The sequence below is a fragment of the Bacteroides sp. AM44-19 genome (genome assembly GCF_003603395.1).
In the GTDB taxonomy this organism is placed as follows: domain Bacteria; phylum Bacteroidota; class Bacteroidia; order Bacteroidales; family Bacteroidaceae; genus Bacteroides; species Bacteroides uniformis.
This window is the reverse complement of record NZ_QTNB01000045.1, coordinates 1-5,134: the sequence shown is the minus strand read 5'-3', so window position 1 is coordinate 5,134 and position 5,134 is coordinate 1. Positions and strand designations below refer to the sequence as shown.

Sequence of the window (5,134 nt, the reverse complement as noted above, 5' to 3'; positions counted from 1 at the left end):
AAACGAACAAAGCCTCCGTATCCTTATCAGACACGGAGGCTTCTTCTGAAAACGGCGACTACCTACTCTCCCACTGTTACGCAGTACCATCGGCGTGACCGGGCTTAACTTCTCTGTTCGGAATGGGAAGAGGTGGAACCCCGGTGCTGTAGTCACCTGAATAAGGCAGACATGATGAGAAAAAAGTAAAGTGTCCATATATTGCTGAACGTATATACCTCCATACACGGAAGGCAAAAAGTGGACGGGCAATTAGTAATGCTCGGCTATGACATCGCTGCCTGTACACCTGCATCCTATCAACGTTGTAGTCTACAACGACCCTGAGAAATCTAATCTTGTGGCTGGCTTCGTACTTAGATGCTTTCAGCACTTATCCAATCCCGACTTAGATACCCGGCAATGCACCTGGCGGCACAACCGGTAAACCAGAGGTCAGTCCAACACGGTCCTCTCGTACTAGTGTCAGAGCCACGCAAATTTCATGCGCCCACGATAGATAGAGACCGAACTGTCTCACGACGTTCTGAACCCAGCTCGCGTGCCACTTTAATGGGCGAACAGCCCAACCCTTGGGACCTTCTCCAGCCCCAGGATGTGACGAGCCGACATCGAGGTGCCAAACCCCTCCGTCGATATGAGCTCTTGGGAGGGATCAGCCTGTTATCCCCGGAGTACCTTTTATCCTTTGAGCGATGTCCTTTCCATACAGAAACACCGGATCACTATGCTCTAGTTTCCTACCTGATCGACTTGTAAGTCTCCCAGTCAAGCGCCCTTATGCCATTACACTCTGCCGACGGTTACCAATCGTCGTGAGGGCACCTTTAGAAGCCTCCGTTACACTTTTGGAGGCGACCACCCCAGTCAAACTACCCACCAAACAGTGTCCCCGCAACAACGGGTTAGAACTCAAATAATCAAAGGGCCGTATTTCAACAGCGGCTCCACGGACACTGGCGTGCCCGCTTCAAAGCCTCCGGCCTATCCTACACATCAATTACCCAAATTCAATGTTAAGCTATAGTAAAGGTTCACGGGGTCTTTTCGTCCCATCGCGGGTAATCGGCATCTTCACCGATACTACAATTTCACTGAGCTCACGGTTGAGACAGCGTCCAGATCATTACACCATTCGTGCAGGTCGGAACTTACCCGACAAGGAATTTCGCTACCTTAGGACCGTTATAGTTACGGCCGCCGTTTACTGGGGCTTCAATTCAATGCTTCTCTTGCGATGACATCTCCTCTTAACCTTCCAGCACCGGGCAGGTGTCAGGCTGTATACTTCATCTTTCAATTTTGCACAGCCCTGTGTTTTTGTTAAACAGTTGCCTGGACCTATTCTCTGCGCCTCGCCGTTAAGCGAGGACCCTTTATCCCGAAGTTACAGGGTCAGTTTGCCTAGTTCCTTAACCGTGAATCACTCAAGCGCCTTAGTATATTCAACCCGACTACGTGTGTCCGTTTGCGGTACGGGTACCTGCAGGATTAAGTTTAGCGGATTTTCTTGGAAGTATGATTACACGCACTATTGGATTGTTCTAAGAACGCTCCATACTATCAGGTTCGACTCTTGCTCCGGATTTGCCTGGAACAATCAGCATCTACACCCTTCAACGGACTATTCCGTCAGTCCGCGGCGCTGTCACGACTCCGTCTCCACGTCACTCCCACAGGTAGTACCGGAATATTAACCGGTTCTGCCATCGGCCTCGCCGTTCGGCTGAGCCTTAGGACCCGACTTACCCTGATCCGATTAGCGTTGATCAGGAAACCTTAGTCTTTCGGCGGGCAGGTTTCTCGCCTGCCTTATCGTTACTTATACCTACATTTGCTTTTCCACACGCTCCAGCAAGGCTCGCGCCTCACCTTCGACGCAGAGTGGAATGCTCCCCTACCGATGATTTCTCATCCCAAAGCTTCGGTAGAATACTTATGCCCGATTATTATCCACGCCAAACTCCTCGACTAGTGAGCTGTTACGCACTCTTTAAATGAATGGCTGCTTCCAAGCCAACATCCTAGCTGTCTTAGCAATCTGACTTCGTTAGTTCAACTTAGTATTCATTTCGGGACCTTAGCTGTTGGTCCGGATTGTTCTCCTTTAGGACATGGACCTTAGCACCCATGCCCTCACTCCTGACATAGAACTGACACGCATTCGGAGTTTGTCAAGACTTGATAGGCGGTGAAGCCCTCGCATCTTATCAGTCGCTCTACCTCATGCCAGTATAAGTCAAGGCTGCACCTAAATGCATTTCGGGGAGTACGAGCTATCTCCAAGTTTGATTAGCCTTTCACCCCCACCCTCAGGTCATCCAGAAGCTTTTCAACGCTTATTGGTTCGGTCCTCCAGATGGTGTTACCCATCCTTCAACCTGCCCAAGGGTAGATCACTTGGTTTCGCGTCTACTCCTTCCGACTATACGCCCTGTTCAGACTCGCTTTCGCTTCGGCTGCAGATCTGAAATCCTTAACCTCGCCGGAAAAAGTAACTCGTAGGTTCATTATGCAAAAGGCACGCCGTCACACCAAAAGGTGCTCCGACCGCTTGTAGGCACATGGTTTCAGGAACTATTTCACTCTTCTGTTCGAAGTGCTTTTCACCTTTCCTTCACAGTACTGGTTCACTATCGGTCTCTCGGGAGTATTTAGCCTTACCGGATGGTCCCGGCAGATTCACGCAGAATTCCTCGTGCTCCGCGCTACTCAGGATACCACTAGGCTTCGCTTGGCTTCGCATACGCAGCTGTCATGCTCTATGGCTGTACTTTCCAGAACATTCTGCTCACCAACTTTCTTGCCACGGCGTGGTCCTACAACCCCACCCATGCCGTAACATGGATGGTTTGGGCTATTCCCCGTTCGCTCGCCACTACTGGGGGAATCATTGTTTATTTTCTTTTCCTGCAGGTACTAAGATGTTTCAGTTCCCTGCGTTAGCCTCCTGCAATGCAGGATGATACTTCTTCAAAGTACCGGGTTGTCCCATTCGGAAATCCGCGGATCAAAGGTCATTTGCACCTACCCGCAGCTTATCGCAGCTTATCACGTCCTTCATCGCCTCCGAGAGCCAAGGCATCCGCCATGTGCCCTTACTTACTTTTTGTCTTACCGATCACGTATGGTCGATATATACTTTCAGCTTTTAACTTTACTTTTTTTTGGTCACATCATGTCAAAGAACGGTGTTTCAATTATAAAACAATAATCAAAACGGAGTGGAGAATAACGGATTCGAACCGTTGACCCCCTGCGTGCAAAGCAGGTGCTCTAGCCAGCTGAGCTAATCCCCCTTCTTATAAGTGGAAAACGGAAACTGGAAAGTGGAAAATCCGGAGAGTTCCCGATTTTCAGTTGTCAATTTTCAGTCTTCAACTTTGAAGTAGTCCCAGGCAGAGTTGAACTGCCGACCTCTACATTATCAGTGTAGCGCTCTAACCAACTGAGCTATAGGACTGTCAGTCAAACCCTCGCCTTACGGCTCGGCTTCTACTTTTCTCGTATATTTTAATAAACAAGTACGCGCAGTACAAGAGGTTCTTATGGAAGCATAACTTCAAGAACCAACGATCGAGTCGAGACGTCACTCCAGAAAGGAGGTGTTCCAGCCGCACCTTCCGGTACGGCTACCTTGTTACGACTTAGCCCCAATCACCAGTTTTACCCTAGGGCGCTCCTTGCGGTTACGCACTTCAGGTACCCCCGGCTTTCATGGCTTGACGGGCGGTGTGTACAAGGCCCGGGAACGTATTCACCGCGCCGTGGCTGATGCGCGATTACTAGCGAATCCAGCTTCATGGAGTCGGGTTGCAGACTCCAATCCGAACTGAGAGAGGCTTTCGGGATTAGCATCACGTCGCCGTGTAGCTGCCTTCTGTACCCCCCATTGTAACACGTGTGTAGCCCCGGACGTAAGGGCCGTGCTGATTTGACGTCATCCCCACCTTCCTCACATCTTACGACGGCAGTCTCGACAGAGTCCCCAGCATCACCTGATGGTAACTATCGATAAGGGTTGCGCTCGTTATGGCACTTAAGCCGACACCTCACGGCACGAGCTGACGACAACCATGCAGCACCTTCACAACTGCCTTGCGGCTGACATGTCTCCACATCATTCAGTTGCAATTCAAGCCCGGGTAAGGTTCCTCGCGTATCATCGAATTAAACCACATGTTCCTCCGCTTGTGCGGGCCCCCGTCAATTCCTTTGAGTTTCACCGTTGCCGGCGTACTCCCCAGGTGGAATACTTAACGCTTTCGCTTGGCCGCTTACTGTATATCGCAAACAGCGAGTATTCATCGTTTACTGTGTGGACTACCAGGGTATCTAATCCTGTTTGATACCCACACTTTCGAGCATCAGCGTCAGTTACAGTCCAGCAGGCTGCCTTCGCAATCGGAGTTCTTCGTGATATCTAAGCATTTCACCGCTACACCACGAATTCCGCCTGCCTCTACTGTACTCAAGACACCCAGTATCAACTGCAATTTTACGGTTGAGCCGCAAACTTTCACAACTGACTTAAGCGTCCGCCTACGCTCCCTTTAAACCCAATAAATCCGGATAACGCTCGGATCCTCCGTATTACCGCGGCTGCTGGCACGGAGTTAGCCGATCCTTATTCATACGGTACATACAAAAAGGCACACGTGCCTCACTTTATTCCCGTATAAAAGAAGTTTACAACCCATAGGGCAGTCATCCTTCACGCTACTTGGCTGGTTCAGACTCTCGTCCATTGACCAATATTCCTCACTGCTGCCTCCCGTAGGAGTTTGGACCGTGTCTCAGTTCCAATGTGGGGGACCTTCCTCTCAGAACCCCTATCCATCGAAGGCTTGGTGGGCCGTTACCCCGCCAACAACCTAATGGAACGCATCCCCATCGATGACCGAAATCCTTTAATAGTTCTACCATGCGGAAGAACTATGCCATCGGGTATTAATCTTTCTTTCGAAAGGCTATCCCCGAGTCATCGGCAGGTTGGATACGTGTTACTCACCCGTGCGCCGGTCGCCATCAAACTTAGCAAGCTAAGTTCATGCTGCCCCTCGACTTGCATGTGTTAAGCCTGTAGCTAGCGTTCATCCTGAGCCAGGATCAAACTCTTCATTGTAAAAGTATC

2 tRNA genes and 3 rRNA genes are annotated in these 5,134 nt (G+C 50.2%); all 5 read right to left on the bottom strand.

Going from position 1 to position 5,134, the window contains the following annotated elements:
- Positions 1-49 precede the first annotated feature (49 nt).
- Positions 50-160 (bottom strand): 5S ribosomal RNA (gene rrf / locus DW947_RS21145).
- Positions 161-232: 72 nt separating this feature from the next.
- Positions 233-3,112 (bottom strand): 23S ribosomal RNA (locus DW947_RS21140).
- Positions 3,113-3,225: 113 nt separating this feature from the next.
- Positions 3,226-3,299: transfer RNA gene (locus DW947_RS21135), tRNA-Ala, on the bottom strand.
- Between the two features lie 90 nt (positions 3,300-3,389).
- Positions 3,390-3,463 (bottom strand) — tRNA-Ile (locus DW947_RS21130).
- 135 nt (positions 3,464-3,598) lie between these two features.
- A 16S ribosomal RNA gene (locus DW947_RS21125) occupies positions 3,599-5,125 on the bottom strand.
- The 16S, 23S and 5S rRNA genes sit together here with 2 tRNA genes alongside, the layout of an rRNA operon.
- Positions 5,126-5,134: the final 9 nt, after the last annotated feature.